This is a genomic window from Streptomyces sp. MspMP-M5 (assembly GCF_000373585.1).
Classification (GTDB): domain Bacteria; phylum Actinomycetota; class Actinomycetes; order Streptomycetales; family Streptomycetaceae; genus Streptomyces.
Genome location: NZ_KB891921.1, coordinates 15,936 through 42,361, shown reverse-complemented (window position 1 = coordinate 42,361; position 26,426 = coordinate 15,936). Strand labels below are relative to the sequence as shown.

Sequence of the window (26,426 nt, the reverse complement as noted above, 5' to 3'; positions counted from 1 at the left end):
GACAGCCGGTCCGCCCCTGGTAGAGGATCGCGTTCACGATCTCCCGCATCGCATAGGCGCCCTGATGACCGCTGACCGAGCGGTGCCGGTCCTTCCACGCGGTGATCACCGGCTCGATCAACGACCACTGCCCGTCCGATAAGTCGCTGGGATATGACTTGCGTTCACTCACCCCGCCAACCCCAGCAGACCCCACACGACGGACCCGCGGATTCCGCCCACACCTCACACCATCGGGCGACCACAGAACGACTCAAAGACTCACGAACCGCCCACTAACACCGGACGGCGACCAAACCGAGAACGGCCCCAGCTGGCCCGCCACCTGGCCAACCAAGCCCGGAGCCGGGCCAGCATGCCCAAAACCCCACCCGGCTCTTTAGGCTGCCCGCCCGGCGCACCACTAACAAGACCTGTTCGAATTCGTGGTGCTGTCGGAACTCGTGAACAGAATCAGGTAGGGGAGCTCCAGCAACGAAGTGGCTGTCCTGTGAAGGCGAACCTTGCGGATTCCAGACTTACTTCGCGGAGACGTTTGCGGACGGACGAGCCTACCTTGCGGGCACCTGCGGGTTTGAGCGCGGAAGGGCCTGTCGGACGACGTCAGAACGTCAGTGGGAGACGACACGAGATGTCAGTGGCCGGCGACATGAGGTGTGACAGTAGGCGCCGGATGCGCGCTTCGCTCCGGGGAATTGCCAGTGGTGGGTGCCAGACTGACTTTTGGCCGGGACATCCCCGGCGACCACTCTGCTGAGGGGGTACCTCACCGTGCTCACGACCGATTTCGTCACCGGTTCGCCCAACTGGCTCGACCTGGGGAGCGTCGACCCCTCTGCGGCCGCCGCCTTCTACGGCGCGGTCTTCGGCTGGGAGTTCCAGTCCGCGGGTCCCGACGCTGGCGGCTACGGGTTCTTCCAGAAGGACGGCAAGACCGTCGCGGGGGTCGGCCTTCTCATGGAGGAGGACGCGAGCTCGGCGTGGATGCTGTACTTCCAGACACCGGACGCGGAGGCCACGGCCAAGGCCGTGGAGCAGAACGGCGGGCGGGTGCTCAGCACGCCGTGCGACGTCTTCGAGGCCGGGCGGATGGCCAAGTTCACCGACCCGGGCGGCGCGGACTTCGCCGTCTGGCAGCCAGCCGCGGTCAAGGGCCTGGAGAAGACCTCGGAGCCCGGCGCCCTGCACTGGGCCGAGCTCCACACCTGGGACCCGGCGGCAGTCTTCGACTTCTACCAGGCGGTGTTCGGCTGGCGCTCGCAGACGATGGACATGCCGGGCATGACCTACACGGTGCTCTCCACGGGCGAGGGGGACCAGCAGGACGCGTCGTTCGGCGGTCTCCCCGGGCCGCAGGACGATCTGGAGAAGTCGCGCTGGATCCCGTACTTCTCGGTGGACGACGTGTACGAGACCATCGCCAGGGTGCAAAACAACGGCGGTTTGGTCCTGATGCCAGCGGCCGACGTCCCGGACGTCGGCCTGACGAGCTGGCTGGCGGACCCGTTCGGGGCCCCATTCGCCGTGATCAAACCAGAGCCGACGCAAGCGGTGTAGGGACCACGGCCCTCAGTGCTCCCCACGTTCGCGGTGGTCCACCGTCCGGGAAACGACCGAGCCCGGCGCCTCTGCGTCGACCGCTCCACCCTGTACCGCACCCTCGCCGCGTACGACGAAGCCACGGCCACCACTGCCACACCCTTGCGGGCACCTGCGGGTTTGAGTGCGGAAGGGCCGTTGGCCGAGTCGCTGTCCGTCGAAAACTCGCCGCGCGCCGTGAAGACGCACTCTTCGTCTCGCTGGTCAGCCGCCCCGGGCCGCGCAACCTCCAGCCGCACCAGACAGTGGGGGCTGGGCACCGTGGATCCCTGTCACAAAATCCGGCGACGTGACGTTCCCCCCGATATGACGACCATGCCCGGCCTTCTGTCCCTGGCCCGCCACTACTACGAGACCCGCCGCGAAGTCCTGGCCGCCGCCGGCGCGCAGACCACGCCCTGGTACCGGCTCACCGCTGATGAACTCGGCGTCGCCGTCGCCGAGGCCCGGATCATCCTCGAAGCGGTGCGCAGGGCGAACGAGGAACACGCCGTGCTCCTGGACGGGATTTCCGGCTACCCGCTCGCGCCCGTGGGCAGCCCGCCGAGCCAGGTGTAACAGGATCCGGTTTCCGACGTACTACTAGTGCCGCATCAGGCAACGTTCGCCCTGTATGAGGCCCGGTTTGTCAACGGCTTCGGCCGCTGGCAATACTCGGCCGGTGACCACCATCGAACGCCGCGTGCCGCCCCTGAACGCTGACGAGCGCACTACCCTCGAAAGCTGGCTTGACTTTCACCGCACCACGCTCGCCATGAAGTGCGAGGGTCTGGACGATGAGCAGGCCGCCGTCGCGTCGGTGCCGCCGTCCGCCTTCACTCTGATCGGCCTCGTCCAGCACATGGCGGAGGTGGAGCGGAACTGGTTCCGCCGAGTGCTCGCTGGAGAACAGGCCCCGCCCATCTACGACCCGCAGGCCGACCCGTCTGCCCCCGACGGCGGTTTCGAACTGGCTGAGGGCGCCACCCTGCGCGACGCCCTCGCCACCTGGCACGCGGAGGTCGCCCGCGCTCGCGAGCACTGCGCTGATCGCGCTCTGGCCGACACCGGTCGCTTCATGGAGCAGGACGTCAGTCTCCGCTGGATCTACGTCCACATGGTCGAGGAATACGCCCGCCACAACGGACACGCGGACCTGATCCGGGAACGCATCGACGGCGCCACCGGTGTATAGCCCCGGAATCAGGCGAGTCCGCCGTGTTGTGGTGTGACGCGCCGCTCAGGTGACTACTCGGGCAGCGTCGTGCCGTCAAACTATGCGGATGGCCGAGCGAGTTCGGGTGCGGGAGATCGATGACGACGAGGGCAGACGTCTGCTGCGGATCGTCCGCCGCGGTACAGGGTCGGTGGTGACCTGGCGGCGCGCGCAGATGGTGCTGCTGTCCGGGTACGAACGGAGAGAGGCGGGCCACGTCCTCGTCGCGGACGTCGAAGCCGTCCGCGCGCAGCTGGTTCACCGCGGCGTCCATGTACCGCGTGGTGAACAGCACGAGCGCGTTGAGGACCAGTCCCAGGGCGCCGATCTGGTCTTAGAAGCCGTATCTCCATCGATCACGAGGTCGGTTCTGATCGAACACGGTCCTTGGTCGGGTGATCTCGGCCGGGTGGATGCATGAGTACAGGGCCCCTTGGTAGCTCGGGTTTGCGACCACTCGAGTGCCAGGAGGCCCTGTTGTTCCAGTCTTGCGTGCCGGTCCCTGTCTCGTCCAACTCCCGCGTGTCATCGTGCGATTGCCTCGCGCACAGGTTCGGGAATGCGGCCGACCGCCCGGAGAGGGTACCGGTGTATCCGTCGGACATGACGGACGCGGAGTGGGCGGTGGTGAGGGATGCGATGCCGGTGCGGCCTGGCTGGAGGGCCGGGGCGGGCAGCCGGAGGGCTACTGCCACCGCGTGATGCTGGATGCGATCCGGTACGTCACCGACAACGGCATCAAGTGGCGTGCGATGCCTGCCGACTTCCCTGCCTGGGAGCGGGCGTATGCCTTCTTCCGCAGGTGGCGGGAGCGCGGCCTGGTCAAGGAGTTCCATGACCGGCTGCGCGGCCGGGTCCGCGAGGCCGAGGGCCGGGATCGGGAACCCACCGCGGCGGTCATCGACTCGCAGTCGGTCAAGGGAGCGGCCTCGGTGCCCGCCGCCACGCGCGGCTATGACGGCGGGAAGAAGATCAACGGCAGGCGCCGGCACGTCATCACGGACTGCCTGGGTCTGCTGCTGATGGTGCTCGTATGCGCCGCCGACGTCACCGATCGCCAGGCCGCCCACGTGATGCTGCCGCGCCTGCGGTCACGGTTCCGCACGATCACGCTGGTGTGGGCCGACGGTGGCTACACCGGCCGCCTGGTCACCTGGGTGAAGGAGAAACTCCACGATGGTCAAGCGAAGCGACGACGTGAAGGGGTTCGTGGTGCTGCCCAGACGCTGGGTGGTGGAGAGAACGCTGGGGTGGCTGATGCGTTCGCGCCGTCTGGTGCGGGACTTCGAGACGTTGCCCGCCAGCAGCGAGGCGTTCATCTACTTCTCGGCGGCCATGCTCATGAGCCGCAGCCTCGCCCGCCTGGTCCCGCGGCCGAAGCCAGAGCGGTCCCGACGGGCTGCCGCGGCGTGAACAGTCCAGACAGCGACACGGCCAGCCAACTCCTTTCGGTCAGGCGCCTCGCTTTGGACCGCACGCCCTCGATCTTCGCCGGCACCAACTCCAGCGCCAGCCCGGACGTGATCTCCTTCGCCGACACCCCCTCACCACCGCCTGGACTGGACTCGACCAGCTCCACGATCCGCCGGTAGTCCGGCGCGAGCGCCTCCACCGTCATCCCCTCCCCGAAGTACGGCACGATCGACCCCGCGACCGGGACCTTCACCGCTTGGCCGCCGACACCGGCTCCGCCGCCTCCCGCACGGCCGCATCACTGGGGGCGGCCAGGGCCTCAGCCAGCTCCACCCGAGCGATCGCCCGGCGTTCCAACACCGCCTCAGCCGCGGCGAGTTCGAACAGGATCCGGTCCGCCTCCGCCTGAAGCTCCTCCACCCGGACCCGGGCCGCGGCCTCCCGCTCCTCCAGCAAACCCATCACCGACGCCATCGGCCACCTCCGCATCGTCGAGGACGAACTGATCGCCCAAACAGTCCCACGACGACACCGGAACCATGCCTGAGCAGCGGAAACTCAGTCATAACAACCGGTAAGACAACGGCTTCTGAGGTAACCGCTGTGCATGCCAGCGGAGTTGAGGGAAGAGGTGGTCCCAGCGTGTGATCAGGGCGCCGAAGACCGTGTTGATGTAGGTGGTCGCTTCGGCGCGGGGAGGGGCGGGGAGGAGTGTGGAGGAACACCGGACCCGACGAGCGGCCTCAGACCCGTCGAAGGTCTGAGGCCGCTGTCCTGTCGGGGTTGGACGGTCCGGTCAGGAGGCGGGGCCGAGGTCCTTCCAGGGTTCGTGGTCGGCGTCAGGGCCGGTTCCGGGGACGTTGTTCTGGGTCCACCACTTCGCGCGCCAGTAGTGGCCGTTGTACTTCACGGTGACGTCTTCGGGTGACTGTGTGGCCGGGTCGTATGACTTGGCGGCGTCCCAGTCGGGGGCGTTGCAGCCGGTGTCGGTGACCTCGCCGGCATCTTCCGCGCCGCGTCGGTTGTCCGAGGCGAGGGCGTAGGTGCCGCCGGAGGTGGTCAAGGTGGCGTTGGCCGGGCCGGTGATCGGCAGGTAGTACTTGATCGGGATGTCGATGCTCTTCCCTGCGGGGATCACCTGACAGTATTCGATCTTGGTGGTGACGCGGTGGAAGTCGCCCTTCAGTCCGGTTCCGGCATTGGGGCCGGTGTGTCCGGGAGTGAGTCTCCACAGGCCGTCGGGGGTGTCGCTGCCCTGCCAGTTGCCGTCTTTGACCAGCGGCGAGGTAGAGGTCGGGATGTCGAAGGAGAGTTCCGCACCGCCGCCGATCGGTTTGCCCGTGTTGTTGGTGACGCGGACCTTGGGCTCCAACGGGTACAGCTTGGCCGCCCCGGCCGGGTAGTCGACCAGGTTGACCTCAAGGTTCGCGGTCCGGGCGGGGAGTTGGGCCGTGCTTCCGGCGGCACGGGAGTTGCCGTAGTCACCGGCGTGGCCGAGCTTATCGTCCAGGCGGCTGGTCATCGTGTAGCCGATCCCGCACGGGTTGTCGGCGGTGGGGGTGGCAGGGCAGGAATAGTCGCCGGCCAGCTCCCAGACCATGACGCCGCCGGCGCCGCTGCGGGTGACGTAGTCGGCGACCGCATCGACGGCCTGGGTGTCGGTGGTCGACAGGAAGGTCTTCTTCTGCTCGTTCCACAGCCACGACGTCTTGGTGGTGTCGTCCCAGTGCCGGGCGTAGCTGCCGGTCAGCCTGTCGGACGCGTTGCGCTCGGGGTCCAGCCCCACCTGGGAGCCGTAGTTCGGCTCGATGTCGGCCTCCAGGTTCTTGGCGTGCCACATCGGGTTGGTGCCGGCCGGCAACTCGCCGCCGGCGTTGGTGGTGTCGTGCCAGATGTTGTCGATCCCCCGAGCACCCTCCCCGCACGGTCGGGTGCCGGGCGGCGCGCCGGGTCCGCTACCGGTCCCGGCCGGGCACTGGGACTGGTCGGGCATCTTCGAGGTGCCCCACAGGCCCTGGTTGCCACCGGACACCTCGCTCCACCCACGCGTGTAGTAGGGGACGCCGATGTTGATCCGGCCCGCCTGGAGCGCGCCGCGGAAGTGCTTGAACGCCCAGTCGGTGTTGAAGTACCCGATGCCTCCGTACTCCTTGGTGGAGTACACCCCGGCATCGGCCAGCTCGGTGTCCTTGCCGTCGTCGTACAGCGGGGCGTTGGGGCCGACATACCCGTTCCAGGTGCCGTGGAAGTCGTACGCCATCACGTCCACGTAGTCCTGGTACTTGGCCGGGTCGTGGTTCTCCATCCCGCGCACCAGATAGCCCGAGGAGGACACTGCCGAGGACAGCAGGTAGTACGCGCCGTCGGCCGCACTGGCCCGGTCCAGCTTCTCCCGCAACGTCTTCATCAGCTTGCCGTATCCGGCCATCAGCTCCCCACGCACCGGGTTGGACACCGGCCAGTCCTCGGGGTTTCCGGTGTTCTCCAGCGACGTCGGGTACTCGAAGTCGATGTCGACGCCGTTGAAGTGGTTCTGCCGGATGAACGCCACCGCGGAGTCCGCGAACGTGTCGATCTTCGACTGGGCGTCGCTGCCGGTCACCAGCGTGTAGAGCCCGCGGGTCTGCGACCAACCACCCACCGAGATCAGCGTCTTGACGCGCGGGTGCTCGGCCTTCTGCTCGTTCAGCAGCCGGATGTTCTCCACGTCCTGGTCGCCGACCGCCAGTTTGTTGTCGGTGACGTGCGCGAACGCGTAGTTGAGATGTGTGATCTGGCCCCAGGGGACGTTCTGCGGCCGGTAGGCCGGGCTCCCGTCCTTGCCGGTCCGCCATCCGGCGAAGTATCCGATCACCCGCCGGTCGTGAGTCTTGCCCATCCACTCCCGGCCCTCACCGGTATAGGCAAGGCAGTACGGCGTATCCACCCCCGGCGTGCGCGGCATCCCGTCCGGACGGCACTTCTCGTTGTCGTCCGACGCTCCCGGCGGCGGCCCGATCCTCGGCTCTCCGTCACGCGGCACGGGCGCGATCCCCACTCGTCCGTTCCGCCGCGGCGGGGGCTTCAGCGTGGCAATCCGCCTGGCAATGTCCAGGTAGGAGAGGAAGTAGCGGAACGTGTGTCCGTGCTGGGTGTTTTCAAAGGTGCGCCTCTGGGTGAACTCTGCTCCCTCGGCTCTGGGGTCGTTCTGAGCAGTCTGCCGGACGAGGTCGGACAGGGTGGCCCAGTTGTGGATCAGGTACTCGACCCAGGTGTCCCCGGCACGCGCTGCGTCCAGGCGGAACGTCTGGTCCCCGCCCCGCATCGCCTGGGCGATACGGCCGGCGAAGATGCCGAACCTGGCGCCCTCGGCGATCGGCATGATCACACGCTCGAAAGACTCCCGAAGGTCGTCCAGGGTCCCGCCGTTGAATGCCGCGATATACCGCACCGCATTGCGCAGCGGTGTTGCGCCCAGCTCGATGCCGTACACGTTGCCGTATCTCTCGGCGAAGGACAGGCGCTGCAGCGTTGGTTGCGGATCGAAGGAATCCCGGATGACATCCCGCGGGATATAAACTTCCCCGTTGGTCTGACCGTTGCGGGTATAGGCATACAGCACGTTCCGCTTCCGTACGTAAATGCCCCGGACGTAAAGGTCGTTGGGATCGATGACCAGTTGCACCGCGTTCTGATCCAGGCCCCCGAGCGCTCCGATGCCGATGACCTGCCAGTTCGGCTGCTGCATCACCCGCCCGGCGCCCGGAGTGTCCGCGACGGGCTGGGCTTGCCCGTTGCGGTTCCGGGTCATGGTGTTGCGCAGATTCCCGACGATCTCCAGATACCGGTTCGCCGTCTCATGCCCGTCATCTTGCTGGGCGTGGGGTTGTGTGGGTGTGGCTGCCTGTGCGCTATCGGGTCCCGAGCTCACAGCCAGGGACACCAGCAGGGCACCGATCGCAGCCCACGCCGCGCCGCGCCACCTCGCCCCGCGCCGCCAGAGAGACTTTCGGGAACGGTGTCTCACCATGTCAAGGCTCATGTGGTCACGCCCAGAAGGTGTAGGTCGCGCGCAGTGTTCCGTTGCTCGAGGATCCGCCGTCGGAGTAGTAGGCAGCCGTGTATTCCTTGCCGTGGGTCAGTTTTCCGGTCGCGACCACCGTGGCGCCGAACGCCTCCCCGCATTGCTCCTTGTAGTCGGAGCTGGGGCAGGTCCAGTCCCAGTAGACGCGCGTACCCGAGGTGCCGTCCCCCTCGTAGACGCCGATCCAGTCGTTCTTGTGCTTGTCGTAGGCCGCGCGTTCACTGGGGATCTGCCAGATCACCGCGACCCCCATGTCCGTGAGCCGGAACGGCGGCGCCGGGACCGTCTTGTACCAGACCCGCGAGGTGGTGACGGCGGTGTTGACGATCGAGTAGTCAGTGTTGACCGTCCCGTCGTCCGCGGCGGCGAGTCTCGGCGACCGCTGCGAGGTCAGCCGCCGCGCGTCCGCCTGTCTGTCCTTGCCAGTTGGACCTGACGTAGCGTCAAGAGCCGACGCAACGCTCACAGTTGTCGGAGTCGAACCTGATGAAGTGTCGGCGAACGTCGTCACCCCCACGGTTGCCAGAGCGGCCAGTCCGGCCATCACCGCCGCGGCACGCGAACGGAGCCCCATCGGACGCATGGATGGTCTTCCTCTCAGCGAGTTGAAAGCCGGTCCTGCCGCGTGTCCGCTACCCGGAGCGTGTCTGGGACAACGTCACACAAACACGTTGAATGCATGACAATTCTGTGGCCGGACCGAGGCGCGGCGTCCTGCCGCCGCACCCCCACCAGTCCGCCAGAAAACGATGAATTTCCCATAAACATTGAATCAACGCGGCGTAGGGCGACATCACGTGTATCTCGGTCATCCGTACGGCATCGCACGCCGGCTGCGACCATCACACGACAGGGCACACGCCAGCGATGCTCGTGAAGGACATACCGCCGACATACGGGTGCCCGCGCGCCCCGGCCGGGTTCACCGGTCCGCGGCAGCAGCGCCGCCCGCGGTGACGGCAGTGCCGGTGCTTCGTATGCTCGCGGTGCGGGGAACCGGAAGCCGACCACCTTCGGAGGCGAACATCCATGTCAGAACAGCGAGTTGTCCTGGTGACGGGCGGCGGAACGGGAATCGGGACCGCCACCGCCCGGCTGCTGCGCACCGCCGGGCACCAGGTCGTGATCTCCGGACGGCGGCCCGAGCCCCTGCGCCGGGTGGCCGAGGAGACCGGAGCGCTGGCCCACCCTTCCGACGCCGCCGACCCCGAGGCCGTGCGCGAGCTCGTCGAGACGACGGTGACGGCCTACGGGAGACTCGACGGTATGGTGCTCAACGCCGGAATCGGGCGGGGCGGCGCGGTCGGCGACACCTCGGTCGAGGACTGGGAAGAGCTGACACGAACCAACCTCACCGGCCCGTTCCTGCTGCTGCGTGCCGCGCTGCCACATCTGCTGGCGGCCCGCGGCGCGGTGGTCGCGGTCGCCTCGGTCGCCGCACGCCGCAACAGCGTCGGCAACGCCGCCTATGCGACCTCCAAGGCGGGTCTGCTCCACCTCTGCAGCTCCCTCGCCGTCGACTACGGACCGCAAGGGTTGCGGGCCAACGCGGTGTGCCCGGGCTGGGTGCGTACGGAGATGGCCGACCAGCGGATGGCACGGTTCGCAGCGGAGGCGGGGCTGGCGGGCGGTACCGAGGCGGCCTACGAGGAGGCGAACCGGTTGACTCCCGCCAGGCGGCCGGGCGATCCGGAGGAGGTCGCCGAGGCAATCGACTGGCTGCTGTCGCCCGCCGCGTCCTACGTCAACGGGGCCGTCCTCACCGTCGACGGCGGGGTGACCCAGGTCGGCGTCGGCGGCGCCGCATTCGACTACCGGATCGAGGCGCGCACCCGCGCCCGTAGCGGACTACCGGACGGGCCCGTTCCACAGGCCCCGTAGCGGGGCTGCAACCCGTGACGGGGCCAGAGCCCCAGAAAGACGAACCGCGAGCAGGATGCCTGTCAGGGATTTGGACCACACCTGGTCACCGGCGTTCGGGCGGGCCAGAAGCTGTGTCGGGGTGTCTGGGAGCGGAAGCTGTGGCCGAGTTCCGGCCCGAGTCCGTAGTAGTGGCGGAAGTTGTAGATCAGCGGACTCCAGGCGCCGGGGTCGACGTGCTGGGAACCAGGGATGACGATCGCCGGATCGGCGTGGACCTTGAGCACATGGGCTTCGACGATGAGGAACGCTCCGGTCGCGTCGGTTCGGACCTGGACTGCGCGGGCTTCCAGCTGGATGGGGCATTCGGCGACCCGGGGCGGCCGAACCAGCTCGGACGGCTCAGGCCGCAGGCCGGCAGCGGCGAACTTGTCCGGCTCGAAGCGGAAGGTGGCGCGCTTGTGCCGGGGTATCGGCGTGCGCCCGGTCAGCCGCGCGAGCCGTTCCACCGCCGGCCACTGAGCGGGCGCGGGGAGGCTGACCACCAGATCGTGACGGCTGCGGAGACGTCATCCGCCCTGGCCTTCCATGGATGCTCACCCGCACGCACCGATATTTGGCCACCGCGACGGCGGAGATTCGGGACCCCGACGGCTTCGCGCGCCTGCACCGACTGGCCGAGTCCAGGCAAGCCGGCTCCGGCAAAGATGCCCAGATCGCCGCGACGCGGATCGCCACCCTGCTGGCGTGCAAGGGCGGGCTGATCCACGACATCACGGTCGGCGACTGCGTCGAACTCGTCGACGTGCAGCGCCAGGTCCACGCCCGCGGTGGGCAGAAGAAGGTCGACTTCTATCTGCGACTGCGAGCCCTGGGCATCTTTCCAGAGGATGCCCCGACGACGATTCGGGCGTTCGGGCAAGCTCTCGGCCAGCTGAGCATCGAGCAACTGGTGGACCGCTACCAGCTCCAGTACCAGCCGGTCCGCGACCTGATCGTGGACTACCTACGCGAGCGACAGCCATCGCTCGACTTCGCCAGCCTGGACGCCATCTCCCGCACCCTGGCAGGGCTGTTCTGGGCCCGGATCGAAGCCCTGTCACCAGGAATCGACTCACTACGGCTGCCGCCAACAGTGGCCCGCGCCTGGAAGGAAGACCTGAAGACCAAGAAACGCACCACCACCGGGCCCAAGGCCACGAAGTTAAGCGGGATCAGCCAACGCCAAGTGGGTCGGTGGGATTGTGTGGAGGATTCCGTCATCGGTGCGGCATGGGTACACCCGCAGCGCGGAGCTTGGCCTCGGTGAGCGCAGTCAGCCGGGCCGCGACCGGCGCCTGGTCCTCGCGGTGGTTGTTGATCAGCTTGTACTGGGCCGAAGCCTTGGTCCATGCCCGCAGGCTGGCGTGATCCCCCTGCAGCGCCGGGTTGGCGAGGTAGCGGTCGGCCATGGCGGTCGCGAGTTCTTCGATCCTCGGGTCGTCCGGTTCCCAGGTCTCCGCCTCCCTGCCGCGCTTGATCAGATCGACGTGCTCGGGGTCGTCGAGCCCGTGTTCGAGCTGGGCCAGTAAGCCGTCGAAGCCCTCCGGCACCAGCGCCCGGGCCAGTACCAGGGCCTCGCGTTGCGCGGCCACATAGTCGGGGCTGAAACCGAGGCCGGGCATCCGGTCCAGGATCGCGCAGGCACGGTCGGGCAGCAGCGCCCGGTCGCCGTCAGCGAGCCGGTGCAGCGTGTCGCGGCGGGCGACCAGCTCATCGATGCGCTCGGTGAGCTGCCGCCCGACGTCGGCGAGCGCGGCGCCGAACTGCGCGGCGCTGGCGTTGAGCATGGGCCCGATCTCGGCCAGCGGCACGCCCGCGGCGGCCAGCGTCCGTACCTGCACCAACTGCAGCAACTCACCGGATCCGTAACGCCGGTAGCCGGAGCTGTCACGTTCTGGCTCCGCTACGAGGCCGAGCTTGTGATAGTGCCGCACCGTCTTCACCGTGACGCCGACGAACGCCGCCGCCTGCCCGATCGTGACTCCGTTCCTCATCAGCCCAGCTTGCCGCAGAACACCTGGTCGACGAACCGCTGTTGGGCGGTCTGAAATGCTGGTGCTATCGACAGGTCGGCGTCGTCCACCCAGGTAAGCCCGGCGGTCAGGGTTTTGGTGCCGTCGGGTGTGCCGTACATCAGCGCCGCGGAGCCCATGGTGGCGCCGTTGTGGTGGAAGACGGTGCCGCCCTCCGTTTCCTGCGCGAACACCCCCAGCCCGTAGCCGACGGTCGCCTCCGGCGTGCGCATCTCGGCCAGCAGCTCGGCCGGAAGGAGCTTGCCACCCATCAGTGCGGAAAAGTACATGTGCAGGTCCCGAGTGGTCGAGATCATGTCACCACCGGCTCCGACCCAGGAGGGGTTCTGACGGGTGACATCGACCGTCCACTCCTGCCCGGCGTCCTCAAAGCGGTAGTAGCCGTGGTTGTGCGGCTCGGGGATCTCCGGCGTGGCGCCCGGCGCCACGGTGTCGGTCATCCCCAGCGGCCCCAGGATCAGCCGCTGCAACTCCTCGGCGAACGAACGGCCGGTGACCTTCTCGACCACCAGCCGGGCCAGCACGTAGTTGGTGTTCGCGTAGCTCCAGCCCGTACCCGGCGCGAACCGCGCCGGCTTGGACAACGACAGCCGTACCAGCTCTTCGGGCAGGTAGGTCTTGAACCGGTTGTCCACCCACTCCTTGCCCTGCCAGGGGACCCCCAACACGATCGTCCCGTCCTCGTAGAGCTCGCCGGTGTGGTTGAAGATCCCGCTGGTGTGCTGCAGCAGCATCCGCACCGTGATCCGCCGGTCGAGACCGAACTCGGGCAGGTAGTCATCGGCCGGGGCGTCCAGACCGATCTTTCCCTCGGCCACCAGCATGAGCACCGAGGTGGCGACGAAGCTCTTGGTGCTGCTGCCGATGCGGAAGTGGCCGTTCGTCAGCGGCTTGGCGCTCTGGCCCAGCTCGCGCACACCGGCGCTGCCGGCCCACTCGCCCTGCTCGTCGTTCACCCGGAGCTGGACCCCGATGAAACCGGACTCGACCAATTCCTCGATCGCCTTCTGCAGCTCCGCGCGATCCTGCCCCTGGCCGGAAACAGTGGTGGACATGCTGGTTGGCTCCTTCACATCGGTTGTGCCCAAGTCGGCGTCATGCCGATGCGACGAGCCTCCACCCTGCCCCAAGGTCAACCTCAACCGTGACCTAGCCCACAGTCGGCACGGCTGACAGCGAGAACCCCTGGCCCCACTCCGGATCCTGGCCGCCCGCCTCGCGGACCCGCGATGCGATTCACCCGACCAGGGCCTCACGGGGACACCTCTGGTCACATGCCCATCCAGCACCCTGCGGGCCAACTCCGACGCCAAGCCCGGTCAACTACAGCGCTCAGGGGCGCTCGGTCACAGATTGGCGGTTGTTCCGGTGGAATCGACGGAGCCTCTGGTAGGAGGGGTGATCCGCCAAGATCAGTCCATCCTCCGAGGCTCCCTTGCGCCGCCAGTCCGCCACCAGCACGCTCACACGAACCCTGACCGTCGCCGCTGGGGTCTTCGCCCCGGGCCACCTGGGCGAGTTGACCGAGTACCTTCCCTTCGAGCTGGTCGACGCCGTCCTGGCGGAGACCGGGGCCGTCCAGCGCCGGTTACGGTCTCTGCCCTCGCGGGTGGGCGTGTACTTCGTGCTCGCCCTTGAGCTGTTCCCGCACCTGGGCTACGCCAAGGTCTGGGACAAGCTCGTCGTCGGTTTGACCGGACTGACGGTCCCCGCACCGTCGGAGAAGGCACTGCGCGATCTGCGCCGACGCCTCGGGGCAGCACCGGTGAAGGCCCTGTTCGAGGTCGTGGCCGGGCCGCTGGCTCAGCCGCGGACACCAGGAGTGCGCTACCGGTGCTGGCGCACTGTGGCGTTCGATGGGTGCAGCTCGATCACGGTGCCCGACGCCGAACGCAACCGCGGCTGGTTCGGCCGGCCCCACAACCGGTACGGCTGGACCGGCTACCCCCCTCCTGCGGCTGATGGCGCTGGTGGAGACCGGAAGCCGCGGCCTTCTCGGCGCCGCGTTCGGTACCAGGAGTTACGGCGAGAACCACTACGCCCAGCGCCTGCTGCACTCGGCCCCGACATGCTGGTTCTCGCTGACCGCGGCTTCGACGACGGCAAGTTCCTGGCCAAGGTCGCCGGCACCGGCGCGCAGTTCCTGGTCCGGCTCACCTCCAACCGCCGGCCACCGACAGTGGGCCGGCTGCCACACGTGCACATAGCGAAAGTGCCTCAGAAACAGGCTCTGACCTGCATGTTTTCTGCCCCACCTAGGAAGATCGTAGGGTCCCCCAGGGGCATGCAGGTCTACGGCCGCGGTGGCGCACTGGCCTACCTTGCCGCCTACGACGTCCACCGCGCCCGCGTGTTCGGCCGCACCACGATCTGCTGGCCAGGATCGACCGGCACACCGCCGATCACCCGGAAGAATCCTCTTTCCTCCTCACCGCGTGATCAACCCCCGGGTGCAAAGCGGGCTGGCTCGATACCGACGTCCGTCACCAGCCGATGCCGATCTGCTTGCGCTGCGTGCCGGAGTAGGTGGGGCCGCTATAGCGGTACATGATCTTAGTGGTGGCGTTGGTGGCGAGCAGGTCGGTAGTGCCGATGCCGGGGATCGCGACGAGGTTGGTCATGGTGTTCCAGTTGGTGCCGATCTGCTTGCATTGCGAACCGCGATAGTGCGGCGCGTAGTAGCGGAATAGCTTGCCGGCGCCATCGACAGCGAGGATGTCGGCGGTGCCATTGCCGGAGATATCGCGTATGCCGACGATGGTCTTCATGGTGTTCCAGTTGGTGCCGATCTGCTTGCGCTGCGAACCGCGATAGTGCGGCGCGTAGTAGCGGAACAGTTTGCCCGAGCCATCGACAGCGAAGATGTCGCCAGTGTCGTCGCCAGCAGCGGTGACCTGGGTCATGGTGTCCCAGCCCGTACCGACCTGGGTCCTTTGGGAACCATAGTAATTCGGGCCATAGTAGCGGTACATGTTCCCAGAACTGTCGATCGCCAGGATGTCCTCGGCTGAGTCCCCGATGGCGACCAGCTTCTTCATCACTTTCCAGCCGGTGCCGACCCGAGTCTTCTCTGAACCGTAGTAGTTCGGCGCCAAGTACCTCCACAGATTCCCCGACTGGTCCATTGCGAGGATGTTTCCCCCACCCACACTGACCAGGTTCGACATCGACTGTGTCGGCACCTCGTGGTACAGGTTCCCTGCATGCGTCTTCAGCGCCATCTTCAGTTCAGTCCGCTGTCGGTCCGTCATCGGTCCAAGGACGCAGACGGGGATTCGCCCGGCTCGCCCGCTTCTGCGGATCGCAATCTTTCCTGGATGCGATGGGGGCCACCCTGCCGGACGAGATGGGGACGAGCTCGCCCCATCGGTGGTGAACTGGATGTGGATGCCGGTGTACTTATAGAGCTTCACGGTGAAATCGGCGGCATCGAAGAATTTCATGGGTGCGACGATCTCTTCAATGGTGACCCCTCGCACGTGGTTCCACCGGTATTCACACCGGCCGGAGGAGCTGGTGGTCGCGATGCCCTGGGGCCCAACACGCAGGGACCAGCCGTTGGTCCTGAGCCGGTACGTCACTGTAGAGAGCCAGAGGAGAATCCCAAGCGTGAAGAGTCCGAGGACAATTGACAGCACGAACCATGCCATCCAGCCGTCGTCCTGTCCGGTCCCGGACGTGATGCGGTGCATCAGCAGCGGTATGAGAACGCCCGGCGAGGAGACCGCCAGCCCAACCTTGGCAAAGCCATTGAGGCAACCCATGCCCGAGGAATTAGTGTAGGCGGACAGGGGATCCTTTCCCGTCCACGAGATGGTGAACGGAGCTGCTGGTTTGGACGGATACTGTGTGACGTCCGAGGTGCCCGTGTGCGGTGGAGATGGCGGCTTCCGCACCGTGGTCGGCGGGATCGGTTTGCTTGTTGCCTCTTGCCGGGCAGCTGATGCATCCGTCGAGTCACGGCCATGCCCCGTCGTAGAGGGCTCATCAGATACGTTCCTGGCAACCGGGCATTGATCGGCGGTATCCGTGCCGCGCTGGTTGGGATGCGGCAGGTTGCGGGCGATCAGCCTCTGCCGCAGGTGGGGGTACAGCTCAGCGAAGGTCAGCACAGGCGGGCCGCCAGCGACGCCCGTCCCAATCAGGCCGAGCAGTTCGCCGGTGAAGGCGGTGTAGGTGTCGGCTTGCCCCGCGTGAGCGAGGTGGTCGGCGGCGGTGAGGGTGTAAGTGCCGCGTATATCGGCGATATCGGCCAAGTCCTGCCGATCCCCGGCGAGCACATCGATGGCGCGCCCGGAGTAACAGCAGTCCAGGACAACGGCTTTGACCTTGGCGGGGCTTCCCAGGAGCGCACTGCGGATCTTGGAATACTCCAGTCCCGTAACGTCCGGTTCGTCGGCGACGGTGTCGCTCACCGCCAGGACGAGATCCCCAGTCATGGTGACGGTGCCGTGGCCAACGAAGTACAGCAGCAGCACACCGCTAGTGCCCTGGGCGAGGCGACGCAGATCACTCATCACACGGCGGCAGTCGACAGGGTTGGAGATGGGGGTGACTTGTTCATCTGACCAGCCACCCAGTTCCTCGTCGACGAGCATCCGGTACACGCCCCGCAGGCTCTTTTCCGCGGCAGCAACCTTCGGGAACGACGGATCCTGGTAGGCAGAAACACCGATCAGCACCGCATGGGAGCCGGACCGGTCGATTCGCTCAGTCCCCGGTGCCATCGTCGCCGCCCAGCACCCGAGTAATGAGGCCGACGGGGTCGCTGACGCGCCGAGCGTCGACCTCGACCGTGCGGCCGTTGGCAGTGACGGTCACTTTGACGTCCGAACGCCGAGTGCGCAGCCATGCGGACAGCGACTGAGCCAACGCCACGCCGACACCGCCCGAGCCCACAGCGACACTCAGCACGTCAAGCCCACTGCCCAGCTCAGTCTCTTCAACGTCCCTGCGCACGAGCCGGACTACGCCCTGCAACTCGCGCTCCCGGCGGAGCCATCCGACAAGCGCCGCTAGCTCCCCAACCCTGTCGCCACCCTCGATATCGATAAATGCGTCCACGACCGTCCATCATTTCAAGGAGATCGCCCGCTGGTGGGAACTTGGCCTCTTTGGGCCCCCGATGACCTCTCGGCTGCCGCAGTAAATCCGGATTTACTGCGGCAACTCTGATACGGCCCCCCTCGACACTCCATCCATCCGGAGTCTCCTCCACACGGCCGTGCCCCTTGAGCTGAGTGGTCGCCTCGGCGCGGCGTCGTCCCGCCCCGCGCGCAGCGCCGTCGGGGGCTGACCGCGATGCTCAGCGCCCCCGAAGGACTTCCGGAGCCGACCACTTAGCTTGACATTTAAGGTCGGGCGTCCAGCAGTGCCTCGGACTTGACCAGGCTCGTTGCGGTTGGCGGAGCTATGGGCGCTTGTTCCACCCGGCTGCTGGCCGGATTCGCTGGTTGACGCACCTGGCAGCATGGCTGACATGCCTGCTTACGTGATCTCTGAGGTTGAGGTGCTGGACGAGGAACTCGCTGACGCCTACCGGACGTTGGCGGAGGCTTCCATCCGTCGCTACGGCGGTCGCTATATCGTCCGCGGTGCTCTGCCCGAAGCGGTGGAGGGTGCCTGGCCCTCTTCCCAGCGGGTGGTCGTCGTCGAGTTCCCGGATACGGATCGGGTCAAGGAGTGGTACGCGTCTGCCGAGTATGCGGAGGCGCTTGAGGTCCGGAAGACGGCCCTAGAACGGCGGCTTCTTCTCGTCGAGGGGGTGTCTGAGTAGCGGTCGCTATCGTCCGGCGTCGAACGTTGCGTCGAACTTGATCAGTTTTTTTGCAGTTCAGAGGACATGAGGGCGGCCTTCGTCTGATCCTTTGCTTCGTCACAAGGCACAGGAAGAGCGCGAAGGCGTAGTCATGAGTGTGAGGGATCAGCGCGTCCCGCGGGAGGCGTTCGCGGAAGTGTCACGCTTCCGGACGGAGTTGTACGCGTGTCTGATCACGTGGGGCGACGCGTTGTTTGAGTTGCGTGACGCGGTGCTGTGCACCGATGGCCCGGTCCGGTCGCTCGTCGAGCTGGCGCTGGCACCTGAACACCGTCGTGGACACGGCTCGCTGTATGGCGGCCTCAACGACGGTCATATCGACGTCACCAGGCTCCGACGAACCTTGGCCGGGTTGCCGCTGCCCAGGGCGGCGGACGGACGGCTGGTCCTGGCGGTGGATGTCTCGCCGTGGCTACGACCCGATGCGGGGACCTGCCCGGATCGCTCGTTTTGCCATACCTACGGCCGCGGGGAGGCGAAGCATCAGATGATGCCCGGCTGGCCCTACTCGATCGTGGCGGCCCTGGAGACGGGCCGGACCTCCTGGACGGCGATCCTTGACGCCGTTCGCCTGGTACCTGGCGCCGACCTCGCCGCCATCACCACCGCCCAGATCCGGGAGGTGGTCCAGCGACTGATCGCCGCCGGCCACTGGCAGGAGGGTGACCTGGAGATCCTCATCGTCCTCGACGCCGGTTACGACGCGCCCCGCATCGCCCACCTGCTGGCGGAGCTGCCGGTGGAGATCGTCGGCCGACTCCGCTCAGATCGGGTGATGCGGCGGCCGGCACCGCCCCGAGTCTACGATCCCAAAGGCGGCCGACCGCCCAAGCACGGCAGCGAGTTCGTTTTCGGCGACCTGGCCACCTGGGGAACAGAGCAGGCGGTGACCGTCACGGACACCCGCCTCTACGGCACGGCGACGGCACGGGCATGGGACCGGCTCCATCCGCGGTTGCCCCGCCGGGCCGCCTGGATCGACCACGATGGCCCGTTGCCCATCATCGAGGGGACCGTCATCCGCCTGGCCGTGGAGAGGCTGCCGTCCGGCGGGGTGAACAAGCCGGTGTGGTTGTGGTGGTCAGGCACCGGCGCCACCGCAGCGGATGTCGACCGCTGTTGGCAGTCTTTCCTGCGGAGATTCGACGTGGAGCACACGTTCCGGATGCTCAAGCAGACCCTCGGGTGGGTCCGACCGCGGCTTCGCGATCCGGCTGCGGCGGACTGCTGGACGTGGCTTGTGGTCGCCGCACACACCCAACTCCGGCTCGCCCGACCGCTGTCGGGTGACCTTCGCCGACCGTGGGAGAAGCCCGTCCCACCGAACAAGCTCACGCCGGCCCGGGTCAGGCGGGGGTTCAGGAACCTCCGCGCGAGGACGGGGAGGCTGTCGCAGGACTCTTGCTCGGTGGACGTCAAGAGCGGCTCCGGGACGCGTGTTTGATCAGCTTGTTGAGGTTGTGGACCGTTCCGAGGAGCTTGATCTCGGTGTCCACGGCTTGGCGGCCGCGGTAGTTGAGGTGGCGCCCGAAGCGTTGGAAGAGCTGGGCGAACCCCGGCTCGACCAGGGCACTGCGTTGACGGTATTGAGTCCGGCCGGTCGGGGTGGTGAGGCGGGCTGCCATGTCCTGCTGGCCGGCGGGTGCCTGTTGGCGTTTCGCAGGGAAGCCCCGCCTGGTGGGCTTCGCTGGTGACGAGACCAGCAGGGGGAGATCGGCGAGAGCCTTGAAGGCGTCGGCGGACGCGTATCCGCTGTCGGCGAGCCACAGTCGGATCTCATCTGGAAGTTCGGCGGCCTGGTGATTGTGCTGGGTCTTCTTCACTATCGGAACAAGGGCCGTCCTGTCCGAGGGATTGTCGTGCGCTTCGATGGCGAGCAGGAACTGACGGCGGGCACAGACGATCTGGATTTGTATCCCTGCAGGTAGCCGCCACGTTTGCCGAGGATGAGACGGGAGTCGGGATCGCTCAGGCACGCACGAGCTTCCTGGGAAGGCACCGGCCGGGGAGTACGGGCCCGTTCAAGCCAGGCACGTGCTTTCACCAACCGGTTCCGCTGCCGGACGAGGACGGTCTTGTGGTCCGTCGAGACCGGTGGCCGTCCGTTCGCTCCACGACGGCCTGCCGCCCGGTCTTCCCGAGCGCGGGCTTCGTATCTCCTGAGCTTCTCCCGGTGAGCCGCGGTCTCGGCAGCCAGGCGTTTCTCCGCGCGGGCCACCATCCGCTTGGCGGCTTCGACCTTGATCCGGATTTCTGAGGGCGAGGGCATAGCCCGTTCATGCAGTCTGTCCCTGGCCAAGTGGGCCCGGGTGAGCCGGTCACTCAGCCGGGACAGGCGAGGCCAGTCATCACCCGCATCCTCGCCGTCGCAGTGGGCCGAGGTGTCGGCCTCGACGGTCCGCGTGTGGGCGAGTGCATCCTCCATCAGCGCCTGGATCTCGTTCTCGCACTGGGAGATGGTCTCCTCCAGGCGCGGGAGCCGGTGGTTGGCGTCGCGCGAGGCGTTCGCCTCCATCGGTGAACCGTCCACAGCCACAGCCGAAAGATCCACCAGGCCACGTCGGCCGCACAGCGACAGCACCTGCACGAACAGCGCATTCAAGGCGGCACGGTGGCGTCGCACGAACCGCGCGACGGTGGAGTGGTCCACTCTGCGGTTCACGGTGATGACCCGGCAGCCCACGTCGTCCCAGCATGCCTGCTCGATCCGACGCGAGGAGCGCATTCCTTGGGTCTGCTGCACGATCGGGTGACATCTGAACTGGCTTGCCCTGTGGGGCGGGTGGAAAGGATGCCGCTGTGCCCAAGCCTTATCCGGAAGAGTTCCGCCAGGACGTCGTGCGGGTCGCGAAGAACCGCGGCCCGGGTGTCACGGTGGAGCAGGTCGCCACCGACTTCGGGTCCACCCGATGACGTTGTGGAAGTGGATGCGCCGGGCGGATGCCGAGGACGGGACCAAGCCCTCGGTGACCAGCCAGGAGAGTGCGGAACTGAGGGAAGCACGTCGGCGGATCAAGCTGCTGGAGCAGGAGAACGAGGTCCTGCGCCGGGCCGCGGCCTATCTGTCGCAGGCACATCTGCCGGGAAAAGGATCTACCCGCTCGTGAAAGAGCCGGCCGTGGACGGGGTGCCCGTCACGGTGACGTGCCGGGTCCTGAAGCTCGCCAGACAGCCCTACTACCGCTGGCTGGGCAAGCCGGTTGCCGACGCCGTCCTGAAGGAGGCACATCGCGCGAACGCGCTGTTCGACGCCCACTGCGACGACCCGGAGTTCGGCTACCGGTTCCTGGCCGATGAAGCGCGTGGCGCCGGGGCGGGCATGGCCGAGCGCACCGCGTGGCGGATCTGCCGGGACAACCGCTGGTGGAGTGTCTTCGGGAAGAAGCGTGGCAGGGCAAGAAGGCCGGCCCGCCGGTGCACGACGATCTCGTGAGCCGCAACTTCACCGCGACCGGCCCGAACCGGCTATGGCTCGCCGACATCACCGAACACGCCACCGAGGATGGGAAGTTGTATCTCTGTGCGATCAAGGACGCCTTCACCAAAAGGATCGTGGGCTACTCCATCGATGCGCGGATGAAGTCCCGCCTGGCCGTGGCCGCTCTGGACAACGCCGTGGCCCGGCGTGAACACGTCGACGGGTGCATTCTGCACAGCGATCGCGGATCGCAGTTCCGGTCCCGGAAGTTCGTCCGGGCGCTCGACCGGCACCGCATGGCCGGCTCGATAGGGCGGGTCGGGGCGGCAGGCGACAATGCGGCCATGGAGTCCTTCTTCAGCCTGCTGCAGAAGAATGTCCTCGACCGCAGAAGCTGGACCACCCGCGAGGAACTGCGGATCGCGATCGTGACCTGGATCGAGCGGACCTATCACCGACGCCGCAGACAAGCCTCGCTCGGCCGGCTGACCCCCGTCGAATTCGAGACCGTCATGACCACACCGGCCCTCCAGGCCGCGTGACCGAACCTGTCACCCGAACCTGCATCAGACCCAAGTGCTGGCGCGCCTATGGCCGCCCGGTACCGCTGTCAAAGGTCCATGCTCCACGAGTCGTGATCCATCGGAATCCGCCGATCCTGTTGACCACCGTCGCAAGGAGGGGACAGAGTTCAGACGCGAGGAGTACATCACCGGCCAGGCATGCGTCGCCGCGCGGATCTTCCGCCTGGGGCCCCGCCGGCCGCGCTGTCGGGATCCGGGCCAACGGACCGGGTCGACACAGCACTGATCAAATAGCTCCTGTGCCGGGCCGCAGGCTGGCCCTGGTCGGCCAGGACAACCTTCGACGCAGCCTCCTCCGCGAACGCGAGCGGCCCAGCGCGGCAAACATCGGCCCGCTCGACCTGACGGTCCGCTACTCCCCGGTCGCCGCGTATCACGCCGGAGAAGGACTACCAACGGTCGGGGTCTGACCTTGCCCCTGTCGTGCTTGCCCCGGCCATTGTGCGCCTATGCGCTGGTGGTGCTCCCTCATCTACTGGGTATCAACAGAAGGAGCGTACGGCGGTTGAAATTACGGCTGTTGCAAATCATCCCCTAGACGCGGACCGGATGGCGAACCATGCAGGGAGGTGGCGAACATGCCGTTGAAGGCTTCGCCTACCCGCCCCACGCCCAGCACCACGGTTGCGTAGAGTCCGCTGGCGGGTTGGGCTCGCGAGCATGGCCGATCACGATCCGCGACGATGATGCAGGCGCCCGCGGGACTGCGGTTCGTGTTCTACGGCCGGGTCTCCACCGAAGACCACCAGGATCCCGCTACTTCGCGGGCCTGGCAGCTGCGGCAGGCGCAGGCGGTGACGTCCGGGTACGGGCGGGTGGTAGCGGAGTTCTTTGACATCGGTTACAGCAGGGTGCTGCCCTGGTCGCGCCGCCCGCAAGCGGCTGCCTTGCTCGCGGCGATGGCCGATCCCGACCGGGATTTCGATGCGATCGTCATCGGCTCTTGTGAGCGTGCCTTCTATGGCAACCAGTTCGCGACGATGGCGCCGCTCTTCGCGCACTACGGCATAGCGCTGTGGGTGCCGGAGCTGGGCGGAGCCATCGACCCTGCCCTCGTCGGCCACGAGGAACTGATGATCCTCCTGGGGATTCTCTCCAAGCGGGAGATCGCCCGCGCCCAGATCCGGGTGCGCAGCGCGATGACCGTGCAGGCCCGCGACCAGGGCCGCTATCTGGGCGGGCGTCCACTGTACGGATACCGGCTGGTGGATGCTGGCCCGCACCCGAACCGCTCCTTTGCCCGCCGCGGGGTCCGGATCCAGCGCCTGGACATCGATGCGGAGTGCGGCCGGATCGTCAGATGGATCTTCTCCCAGCGGCTGGCCCGACACAGTGTCGCCCGCATCACCCGGGCCTTGAACGACGCGGGCGTGCCCTGCCCTTCCGCGGCCGACCCTGAACGCAATCCGCACCTCTCGGGTCAGAGGTGGAGCCTGACCTCGGTACGGGCCATCCTCGGCAATCCCCGCTACACCGGCCGGCAGGTGTGGAACCGCCAGCGCACCGACCACGAGCTTCTCGATCCGGACAACACCAGCCTGGGGCATCGTGACGTGATGCGCTGGAACGCCCTCGAGGACTGGGTCATCTCCACCAAGCCCGCGCATCCGGCGCTGGTCAGCGAGGCCGACTTCGTCGCCGTGCAGCACATTCGAGCGGCCAGGGAGACGACCCCGGGCCGGACCTATCTTCTGGCGGGACTGCTGCGCTGCGGGGTGTGCGACCGACGGATGGAATCCTGCTGGTCGAACCACCGACCCGCCTACCGCTGCCGCCACGGACACACCAGCGCCACCCCGCCCGACCTTGGCCGGCCGCGGAATGCGTATGTGCGCGAGGACCACATACTGCCGCACCTGCCCGCCCTGCTCATCCGGCTCACAGCCACCGCCGTGGACGGAAAGCTCCCGCAACCAGGCAGCAGCACCCCACCCCCAACCGAAGCCGATGCTGTCGGGTACCTCCAGGCCAAGGCACTCACGCTGACCTTCGACCCAGCGACCAGGGCACTGGCCGCCGATACCCAGCGAGCAGAAAGGATCACCATCGGCTGAACACGGCCAGCAACGCGCACGAGAAACCGGAGGGAGGGGAGAAGGAGGCACTGAAACAACAAGCACCCGCTCCCAGGCGGAAGCTCGAGGCGGGTGCCGGTTGCGCCTGCCCGCGAAGCGGGCACCATGTGCGATAGGTGTGTCCGAGGTCCGAGTTGCACCATTCACCAACCAGCCGTGGGCCACCGGCGAAATCGAGCTTTCCTCATGAAACTACAGCGCCAGTCACGGCAAAGCATTCCCTCAATCAGACTTGGTGAATCCAGGAGTTGCGAGCCCAGCATTCCCCCTCGGCCTGGACATAAGGGTGAGTCCGTCGAAGTCGGTGGGGGCCCAACGGTCTTGGCCGGCTGTGCGGACTGTCCAGCCTTGTTCGGTCCGGGCAGGCTCGATCATGACTGCCTGGCCGTCGCAGATGCGGTCTGCCAGGATTTTCCACAGCCCGTCACGGATACGCGTGTTGGGGCTTCCAACGAAGACGCCTGGGGCGACTTCGATGAACCAGCGGGTGAGGTGGCCCCGGAGCCCGGGTGGGGCGGCGATGAGGACCACGACCGTGGTGGGGGCGCTCATGGGGCCGTGCTCCCGCCCGGGTCTGGGATGACGTCAAGGTGGCTGTCAGGGTCGAAGGGGTCCGGATCCCAGTTGCGGCCGCCGCTGACGACGCCGTCTTTCTCGTCCCACAGTCCTCCCAGGTCTTCCTCCAGTAGCGTGGCGCCTTCCGGGACCAAGAGGTCCTTGACATCTGCGACAATGCGGGGCAGCAGCTTGCCCTGGACCACGGCATCGCGGAGAGCCGTGCGGGCGTCGCGCTCCGAGGTCAGTCCTCTGGCGGCAAGGTCGAAGGCTAGCGGGATGGTGAACTCAGCCTTGTAGAGGTCGGCGACGTCCAGGACGAAGGACAGTGCGGAGCCCGTGTGGACGAAGCCGAGGGCCGGGCTGGCGCCGATGCCCGTGATAACGGCGTGACAGATCCCGTACAGAGCGGAGTTCGCCGCGGACAGGAGTCGGTTGACGTCGTCGCCTTCTGCGAAGGCGTCTCCGGTTTTGTATTCCCGCTTGGTCCAGGGCACTCCGGTGCGTTGGGAGTGCTGGGCGTAGAGCCGGCGGATGCGTGTGCCTTCCCGTCCTCGTAGTTGCTGGAGCGTGAGGCCGGAGGTGTCTTCGTGGGGGAAGCGCATGTCGTACATGCGGCGGGCGACCGCGACGCGTTCCTTGGGGCGGGTGACGAGCCATGCCTGCCGGAGCTGGAGTTGGGAGCCGCGCGCGACGCCGTGGCCTGAAGCGTAAAGACGGACGCCATGCTCGCCGACCCAGCACAGGGAGGTGCCGGAGTCGGCGAGCAGCGTGACGGCTGCGTGAGTGATGCGGCTTCCGGGGCCGATGAGGAGGACGGCGAGCCAGGCCGCTGGGACGTGTACCACTCGCGCTTTGTTGACCAGGACGACGGCGTTGTCGTCGCGGTCGATACGGCAGCGCTCGACGTACAGACTGGAGACGCGGTCCTCCAGCCGGTGCACTTTCTGCGGGCCGGCCCGCCACCACGGCTCACGCACTGGTCACCACCGCCTGTGCCTTTACCGGGGCCAGGGTGAGCAGGCCCTGCCCGTATCCCTTGGCCGGCCCGATGCCTCCCAGCAGCGCCGCGCGCAGCGCGTCGGGGTCAGTGACTCTCAGTCGCCCTTCGAAGGTGGCCGTCGAGAGAGTGATCCGCGGCCCATTGCGGTGCTTGTTGAAACGCAGGATGTCTCGGCTGACGATCGTCACGGCAGATCCGGCAGCAAGGGAGCCATCCGTCTTGAGTCCTGGGGCTGGCGCGTCGAAAGAAGTCTCGGGGACGGTGAAGCCGTGGCGTTCGGCTCGGGTGAGGAGCCAGTGGAGTTGTTGAGCTGCGGTTCGGTGGGCCACGCGGAAGCCGCGTGGGCGGCGGTCAGCTGCGTGGGGTTGTTCTGTGTGGGCTTTGAGGCGGGCGTTTTGCTGCTCGCTCGGCTTTGTGGGACGCGGCACGCTCTGGACAGGGTTGGCCGTCAGGCGAAAGCCGAACTCCCTGCCGAGTGCGATGCGTTCGAGTAGAGGTGTGTAGTCGGCGATGAGCGGTTCGCCGCCGTCGGCTCCGGGCCAGCCGGCTTCGTCCACGAGGTGCTGCCAGGAGGGCCGACTTTCGGTGAGGATGAGGATTTCTGCGCGATGGGGGGTGTTGCTCTCCGTCCGCCACAGGACGCGCTCGGTGACGGGCTGCACGGCGAGGCCGGCGAGGATCGCCGCGTGCAGGCGCTGGGGGTTGGACAGCAGGGAGACCGCTTTGCGGCGGCGAGGGTTCAGGGCGATTTTCGACAGGTAGGGCATC

At 67.2% G+C, this 26,426-nt stretch carries 22 protein-coding genes and 6 pseudogenes; 13 read left to right on the top strand and 15 right to left on the bottom strand.

The window, feature by feature from the left end; genetic code table 11:
- Positions 1–172 (bottom strand): transposase (locus B073_RS41680; protein WP_037811757.1); only part of this gene is annotated, 172 nt, incomplete at its 3' end.
- 599 nt (positions 173–771) lie between these two features.
- On the opposite strand from B073_RS41680, the gene B073_RS0130895 reads away from it, so the two are divergent.
- The 4 genes and pseudogenes from B073_RS0130895 to B073_RS49130 form a co-directional block, all read left to right on the top strand.
- A complete protein-coding gene (locus B073_RS0130895; RefSeq protein WP_018541953.1) occupies positions 772–1,557 on the top strand; it encodes a VOC family protein in 786 nt (261 codons plus the stop codon).
- Between the two features lie 348 nt (positions 1,558–1,905).
- Entirely contained in the window at positions 1,906–2,157 is a 252-nt protein-coding gene (locus B073_RS0130890) for a hypothetical protein (protein ID WP_018541952.1), read from the top strand.
- 103 nt (positions 2,158–2,260) lie between these two features.
- Positions 2,261–2,773 carry a DinB family protein gene (locus tag B073_RS0130885; protein ID WP_018541951.1) on the top strand — a complete coding sequence of 171 codons (513 nt, stop codon included), beginning with the start codon at positions 2,261–2,263 and terminating at the stop codon, positions 2,771–2,773.
- 88 nt (positions 2,774–2,861) lie between these two features.
- A pseudogene (locus B073_RS49130) lies at positions 2,862–2,988 on the top strand (IS630 family transposase); the annotation flags it as partial.
- A 5-nt stretch (positions 2,989–2,993) separates the two neighbouring features.
- On the opposite strand, the pseudogene B073_RS46010 reads toward B073_RS49130, so the two are convergent.
- Positions 2,994–3,128: pseudogene (locus B073_RS46010) on the bottom strand (Tn3 family transposase); the annotation flags it as partial.
- Between the two features lie 367 nt (positions 3,129–3,495).
- Here B073_RS46010 and B073_RS49430 point away from each other — a divergent pair.
- Positions 3,496–4,386, top strand: a complete 891-nt coding sequence (locus tag B073_RS49430) for a transposase (RefSeq protein ID WP_420706472.1) — start codon at positions 3,496–3,498, stop codon at positions 4,384–4,386.
- A gap of 70 nt (positions 4,387–4,456) precedes the next feature.
- Here the strand turns inward: B073_RS49430 and B073_RS48340 are convergent, their stop codons facing one another.
- The 3 genes from B073_RS48340 to B073_RS46810 form a co-directional block, all read right to left on the bottom strand.
- Positions 4,457–4,681, bottom strand: coding sequence for a hypothetical protein (locus B073_RS48340; RefSeq protein ID WP_018541949.1), 225 nt, complete (start codon positions 4,679–4,681; stop codon positions 4,457–4,459).
- 322 nt (positions 4,682–5,003) lie between these two features.
- A complete protein-coding gene (locus tag B073_RS41665) occupies positions 5,004–8,216 on the bottom strand; it encodes a glycosyl hydrolase family 18 protein (protein ID WP_078508260.1) in 3,213 nt (1,070 codons plus the stop codon).
- A 16-nt stretch (positions 8,217–8,232) separates the two neighbouring features.
- Positions 8,233–8,736, bottom strand: coding sequence for a hypothetical protein (locus B073_RS46810; protein WP_158690264.1), 504 nt, complete (start codon positions 8,734–8,736; stop codon positions 8,233–8,235).
- Between the two features lie 563 nt (positions 8,737–9,299).
- On the opposite strand from B073_RS46810, the gene B073_RS0130850 reads away from it, so the two are divergent.
- Positions 9,300–10,151 (top strand): SDR family NAD(P)-dependent oxidoreductase, encoded by an 852-nt coding sequence (locus tag B073_RS0130850; protein WP_051094271.1) that lies wholly within the window; start codon positions 9,300–9,302, stop codon positions 10,149–10,151.
- A gap of 62 nt (positions 10,152–10,213) precedes the next feature.
- On the opposite strand, the pseudogene B073_RS41655 reads toward B073_RS0130850, so the two are convergent.
- Positions 10,214–10,696, bottom strand: a pseudogene (locus B073_RS41655) (flavin reductase family protein); the annotation flags it as partial.
- A 26-nt stretch (positions 10,697–10,722) separates the two neighbouring features.
- On the opposite strand from B073_RS41655, the gene B073_RS0130840 reads away from it, so the two are divergent.
- A complete protein-coding gene (locus B073_RS0130840; protein ID WP_018541944.1) occupies positions 10,723–11,439 on the top strand; it encodes a hypothetical protein in 717 nt (238 codons plus the stop codon).
- Here the strand turns inward: B073_RS0130840 and B073_RS0130835 are convergent.
- Both B073_RS0130835 and B073_RS0130830 read right to left on the bottom strand, forming a co-directional pair.
- On the bottom strand, positions 11,390–12,166 hold the full coding sequence (locus tag B073_RS0130835) for a MerR family transcriptional regulator (protein ID WP_018541943.1): 777 nt from the start codon (positions 12,164–12,166) through the stop codon (positions 11,390–11,392). The two genes, B073_RS0130840 and B073_RS0130835, sit on opposite strands and share 50 nt — an antisense overlap.
- Positions 12,166–13,260, bottom strand: a complete 1,095-nt coding sequence (locus tag B073_RS0130830) for a serine hydrolase domain-containing protein (RefSeq protein WP_018541942.1) — start codon at positions 13,258–13,260, stop codon at positions 12,166–12,168. Before B073_RS0130830 ends, B073_RS0130835 begins: the two co-directional genes overlap by 1 nt.
- A 380-nt stretch (positions 13,261–13,640) precedes the next feature.
- On the opposite strand from B073_RS0130830, the pseudogene B073_RS44705 reads away from it, so the two are divergent.
- A pseudogene (locus tag B073_RS44705) lies at positions 13,641–14,399 on the top strand (transposase); the annotation flags it as partial.
- Between the two features lie 289 nt (positions 14,400–14,688).
- On the opposite strand, the gene B073_RS43015 reads toward B073_RS44705, so the two are convergent.
- Together B073_RS43015 and B073_RS41645 are read right to left on the bottom strand one after the other, a co-directional pair.
- Positions 14,689–16,887 (bottom strand): caspase family protein, encoded by a 2,199-nt coding sequence (locus B073_RS43015; protein WP_018541941.1) that lies wholly within the window; start codon positions 16,885–16,887, stop codon positions 14,689–14,691.
- 28 nt (positions 16,888–16,915) lie between these two features.
- Entirely contained in the window at positions 16,916–17,269 is a 354-nt protein-coding gene (locus B073_RS41645) for an effector-associated constant component EACC1 (RefSeq protein ID WP_018541940.1), read from the bottom strand.
- 415 nt (positions 17,270–17,684) lie between these two features.
- Here B073_RS41645 and B073_RS0130815 point away from each other — a divergent pair, with 415 nt between their 5' ends.
- Both B073_RS0130815 and B073_RS0130810 read left to right on the top strand, forming a co-directional pair.
- A complete protein-coding gene (locus B073_RS0130815) occupies positions 17,685–17,981 on the top strand; it encodes a DUF1330 domain-containing protein (RefSeq protein ID WP_026247885.1) in 297 nt (98 codons plus the stop codon).
- 133 nt (positions 17,982–18,114) lie between these two features.
- A pseudogene (locus tag B073_RS0130810) lies at positions 18,115–19,407 on the top strand (NF041680 family putative transposase); the annotation flags it as partial.
- A 31-nt stretch (positions 19,408–19,438) separates the two neighbouring features.
- Here B073_RS0130810 and B073_RS0130805 read toward each other — a convergent pair.
- Both B073_RS0130805 and B073_RS48335 read right to left on the bottom strand, forming a co-directional pair.
- The gene (locus B073_RS0130805; RefSeq protein ID WP_234025209.1) at positions 19,439–19,894 is read right to left on the bottom strand and encodes a transposase; all 456 of its coding nucleotides are present in this window, start codon (positions 19,892–19,894) and stop codon (positions 19,439–19,441) included.
- Positions 19,846–20,766, bottom strand: a complete 921-nt coding sequence (locus B073_RS48335; protein ID WP_234025211.1) for a hypothetical protein — start codon at positions 20,764–20,766, stop codon at positions 19,846–19,848. Before B073_RS48335 ends, B073_RS0130805 begins: the two co-directional genes overlap by 49 nt.
- A 56-nt stretch (positions 20,767–20,822) precedes the next feature.
- On the opposite strand from B073_RS48335, the pseudogene B073_RS41635 reads away from it, so the two are divergent.
- The 3 genes and pseudogenes from B073_RS41635 (at position 20,823) to B073_RS0130785 (ending at position 24,079) form a co-directional block, all read left to right on the top strand.
- Positions 20,823–21,983, top strand: a pseudogene (locus tag B073_RS41635) (IS3 family transposase).
- A gap of 281 nt (positions 21,984–22,264) precedes the next feature.
- Positions 22,265–22,435 carry a hypothetical protein gene (locus B073_RS46805; RefSeq protein WP_158690263.1) on the top strand — a complete coding sequence of 57 codons (171 nt, stop codon included), beginning with the start codon at positions 22,265–22,267 and terminating at the stop codon, positions 22,433–22,435.
- A 273-nt stretch (positions 22,436–22,708) separates the two neighbouring features.
- The gene (locus B073_RS0130785; protein WP_018541933.1) at positions 22,709–24,079 is read left to right on the top strand and encodes a recombinase family protein; all 1,371 of its coding nucleotides are present in this window, start codon (positions 22,709–22,711) and stop codon (positions 24,077–24,079) included.
- A 243-nt stretch (positions 24,080–24,322) separates the two neighbouring features.
- Here the strand turns inward: B073_RS0130785 and cas2e are convergent, their stop codons facing one another.
- Genes cas2e through cas6e form a run of 3 tightly spaced genes read right to left on the bottom strand, consistent with a single transcriptional unit; the run spans position 24,323 to position 26,425 of the window.
- Positions 24,323–24,652, bottom strand: a complete 330-nt coding sequence (gene cas2e / locus B073_RS0130780) for a type I-E CRISPR-associated endoribonuclease Cas2e (protein WP_018541932.1) — start codon at positions 24,650–24,652, stop codon at positions 24,323–24,325.
- Positions 24,649–25,635 carry a type I-E CRISPR-associated endonuclease Cas1e gene (gene cas1e, locus B073_RS0130775; protein ID WP_018541931.1) on the bottom strand — a complete coding sequence of 329 codons (987 nt, stop codon included), beginning with the start codon at positions 25,633–25,635 and terminating at the stop codon, positions 24,649–24,651. The genes cas2e and cas1e overlap by 4 nt, the downstream gene beginning before the upstream one ends.
- Positions 25,628–26,425, bottom strand: a complete 798-nt coding sequence (gene cas6e / locus B073_RS41630) for a type I-E CRISPR-associated protein Cas6/Cse3/CasE (RefSeq protein WP_037813257.1) — start codon at positions 26,423–26,425, stop codon at positions 25,628–25,630. The genes cas1e and cas6e overlap by 8 nt, the downstream gene beginning before the upstream one ends.
- Between the last annotated feature and the right edge of the window lies 1 nt (position 26,426).